The sequence below is a fragment of the Nonomuraea sp. NPDC003201 genome (assembly GCF_053590415.1).
The window spans coordinates 1-3,905 of sequence record NZ_JBSFTC010000568.1; the positions used below are offsets into that span (position 1 = coordinate 1).

At 61.1% G+C, this 3,905-nt stretch carries 3 protein-coding genes; 2 read left to right on the forward strand and 1 reads right to left on the reverse strand.

Features of this window, described 5'->3' with window-relative positions:
• Window positions 1-39 precede the first annotated feature (39 nt).
• Window positions 40-2,313, forward strand: a complete 2,274-nt coding sequence (locus ACWDX9_RS60795) for an RHS repeat-associated core domain-containing protein (RefSeq protein ID WP_449973033.1) — start codon at window positions 40-42, stop codon at window positions 2,311-2,313.
• Window positions 2,314-2,315: 2 nt separating this feature from the next.
• Window positions 2,316-2,909 carry a hypothetical protein gene (locus ACWDX9_RS60800; RefSeq protein WP_449973034.1) on the forward strand — a complete coding sequence of 198 codons (594 nt, stop codon included), beginning with the start codon at window positions 2,316-2,318 and terminating at the stop codon, window positions 2,907-2,909.
• A 302-nt stretch (window positions 2,910-3,211) separates the two neighbouring features.
• Here ACWDX9_RS60800 and ACWDX9_RS60805 read toward each other — a convergent pair.
• A partial coding sequence (locus ACWDX9_RS60805) for an integrase core domain-containing protein (RefSeq protein WP_449973035.1) occupies window positions 3,212-3,905 on the reverse strand: 694 nt, incomplete at its 5' end.

Consider the following 3,905-nt stretch of genomic DNA (forward strand, 5'->3'; position numbering starts at 1 on the left):
CCTTCGGCAACTCCTCCCGATAGGCCCGGAACGCCACCAGTGGCGTCCAAGAAATCCCAATTCGTCCGAACTATTTCGCTGAGATCACCTCAGTGGGCTGGAGAGGTCGACACCGGTATCAAGCTGGCCGAATGGTTGTACGACACCCTTGCGCAGGGCCAGGTTACCTCCAGCACTCGCTATGCTGGCGGCCGCGCCTATACCAAGGCTGTTACCGGTTACGACAGCTCTTACCGCCCTACCGGCACCAAGGTATCCATTCCAGCCGCTGAGACGGGAATCGCAGGGGACTATGTCTTCGCCATAACCTACGACAGAGCCGGCAACCCACTGACGCGCACTCTGCCTGCTGCGGGAGGTCTCCAATCAGAAACCCTCACCTATGGTTACTCGGACCTGGGGATGCCCAAGGACGTTTCGTCGGACCTGAACGGCGGCACGGTCTATGTCAAAGACACCTCCTACGGCTCCACCGGCCGCATTGCCGAACGCTTATATGGAAGCAACGGTCAGCTCAAACGAACCTTCACCTGGGATCCCGGGACCGGTTGGCTGGGCAAGCTGACCACCACCGCGAAAGCGAACACGCCGAGCCCCGTTACTGCCCAGGATGACGTATTCAGCTACAACCGGGCCGGTGAGATCACGCAGGTTCTCGACGCCACGTCAGCGACCGGAAGTAGCCCCGGCCAATCAGAGTGCTTCGGCTATGACGCTCTAAGTCGGCTCGCCTCGGCCTTCACCACAACACGGGCCGACTGTGCCGCCGGTCCTGACGGTCAAGGCATCGACCCTTACCGTCACACGTACGCATACGACGCCGTCGGCAACATCGCCTCTCTGACCGACAGTACGGAGACGGCTACATACCATTACCCGGCGCCTGGATCCTCGGCGGTACGTCCCAACGCAGTCACCTCCGTCGCGCGACCGTCCAGAACTGACACCTATTCCTATGACAACGCCGGCCAGCTCATCAGCCGCACCGTAAACGGCAAGCAGACGACATTTACGTGGAACCAGACAGGGCAGTTGGAGAGGGCCGCCGTTGATGGCGTGGACACCTCCATGGTCTACGATGCCGATGGCGAGCGGCTCATCCGGCGTGAAGCAAGTGGGACCACTCTTTATCTGGATGGGATGGAGGTACGCGCCTCCGGCACAACGAAGGCGACCCGCTACTACGCCTCGCCCGACGGCGCCGTCATCGGCATTCGCACCACTAACGATTTCCAGTGGGCGGCCTCCGGCCTGCACGGCTCGATGCAACTGGCCATCGACGACACCACCGGCCAGGTCGCACGGGAACGCTATCTGCCCTACGGCCAGCGCCGGGGCGTGGACGATCTGCCCTCCACTGACCGCGGCTTCCTCGGCAAGGTAGAAGACGCCTCCACGGGGCTGAGCTACCTGTCCGCGCGCTACTACGACCCCGCCACGGCGAAGTTCATATCTCCCGACCCTAAATTCGACACCGAAAACCCGGAGCTGACGAGCCCGTACGGCTACGCAGCCGACAATCCTGTTGGGCAGTCCGATCCGGACGGTCTCGACGTCGACGCTGGCGGTGGCAGTGGCAGTTATGTATCAGCCATCGAGATCATCATTGGAGCGCTTCCGAACGATGCGGTCAGGGCGAAGTTCATAGAGCGCTGGCAAGCTCGTGCCGCCGACCATTTCAGAACATATTCGGAGGCCATGAACGATGATCGCCTCAGGACGCAGCAGGAATTCTTCCTCGCCATGTCCATCTGTGAAGAAATAGGCTTTACGTCCTGTGGGAGGAAGGCCACAGATTTCTTCTTCAACGGCATATGGGCGCGCCATGACCTCGATGAGCTCATGGGTAGCGACAAGGGCAAGGCCAGCGGCAAGGCCAGTATGTTCAGCAGATTCCGCATCACGCCGGGGAAGAATATCAAGATCGACGTGCCCAGTGCGGCAGGCGGAAGGAGCTACATCACATACATCATCCGCAATAGTGCGGATAAAGTAGTATACATAGGCAAGGCCAGCGGCAAGGGAACGCCTCAGCAGGTGCTCAATGCGCGCTTCAAAAAGCAAAAGAAGGGGCATGACCACTACTTCCCAGAGCTGGGAGACAAACAGCCTGAGATCATCGACGTCTATACTTCCAGGGACGCCATGTCCGGTGGTGAGCAATTCTACATAGAAGCTTATAGAGAAGAAGGGGCTGACCTAAGGAACAAGATCGAGGGTATGAGCTGGGACCGCCCGGACCGCCGGAAGAGGTCGCTCACGAAGCTGGACGCGTTCTTCCTTGAGAAGGTGTTCAGGCAACAGATAGAGTAGGTATGGTGGAAGTATTTATCAGCTGGCTGGGCGGCGCGCAGGTAGGCAAGGCCGATATCGAAGATCTGATCGAGGATATCCTCGGCGATCAGGGTGAGGTGACGGGAGGAGGCGAAGGTGATACCGGCGGGAATATCGACATCGAGATATTCGAGGACGCCGACGCCGAGCGACTGGTGTCCGAGATCGTCAAGGCGATCTCGGGCCACCTCCCGAAGAACGCCTACTACGTCTTTGCCGATGACGAGGAGAGGCATCTGCTGCGGGAGCAGTTGCCTGGCGCGGCCCAGGTTCCGATGCAGTTGCAGGCGGCCAGCGATGGCATCTGCGGTGGCCTCAACAGGGCGCTCGATGCCGCTGCGCGAGCCAGAGGTGAGACCATGCCATTCAAATGTGCGTTCGGCATGGTGGAAGGTACAACGGTGATCTCCCAGTTGGTGGGGCGTCTTCCCGTCGAGACGGTGCGGGAACGACTCGAATCCTGGGTGAACGGCGAGGCCTCTGCCATGATCAGGCAACCGCTCGGTCTCGTCGGCGCCACCGCTTGGGAGGCCCATTACAACGGTGCTCCCATCCTGCGTGTGCCAATTCCGTGACCAGACCGATCCGGGGTCGGACCGGGCCTCTCTGGTAGGGAGAATCTTCGGCTGACGCAGACCTTGCCCTTACGGCCGGTCGGATTCACACCTAGCGGATCACCATCGATCGGTACCGAACGAAACCGGGCCCGTCTTGGGTCCGGGTCCCCGCTGGTGAGGATGTGCTGTGTCAGGTGGGGACGATGAGACCTGCGGGAAGACGACTTCGATCGCTACAGGGCGCTTGTGCCGAGCAGAGAGCGTTCTGCTCGGCTGCGAGCAAGGCGACTGTGCGCCTGCCGAAAATTCCATCCATGCGTTCAAGCCGCAGGTGAGTACTCGTGGAGGACGCCGCCGAGCCGGTCGCGTCGGCATACATTCAGGTCGGTGATTTGCTCGGGATCCGTGATCGGATCGGGGACGGTGCGCAGCGGCGCTGCTTGGTCCAGGGCTTGATGGGCTCGGTGCTGGTTGTAGAACCGTTCGTACTCGCGCAGGGCGTGCCGCAGATGGCGTTCGTTCCATGCGAGGCAGCGGTCGAGGGGTTCGTGGCGGCACGACTGCACCCACCGTTCCATGATCGAGTTCATCAGCGGCATCCGGATGCCGGTGAGCACGGTCTTGATGTCGGCGTCGGCGAGGATCTCGTCCATGAGGGCTGGGAACTTCCCATCCTTGTCTTGGATCAGATAGCGCGCCCGGCAGCCCGCATCGTTCAGATCCATCACCAGATTCCTGATCGCCTGGGTGACCCAGCTCATGCTCGGGTGCGCGGTGGTGCCGAGCACGCGGACACGCCTGGTGGCATGCTCGATGACCGCCAGGATGTACTGGCGTTGCCCGTTCAAGGTGATGGTCTCGATGAAATCGCAGGCCAGCGGGGCGTCGGCTTGCGAGCGTAGGAAGTCGGCCCACGTGGTGGACGCCCGCTCGGGCGCCGGATCGAAACTTTCCTGCTTGAGGATCTCCCACACCGTGGACGGTGCGACTTTGATGCCGAGCGTGGTGAGTTCT

Coding starts and splice junctions, on each gene's coding strand:
- ACWDX9_RS60800 (WP_449973034.1), top strand. CDS start 2,316: ATGGTGGAAGTATTTATCAGCTGGCTGGGCGGCGCGCAGGTAGGCAAG.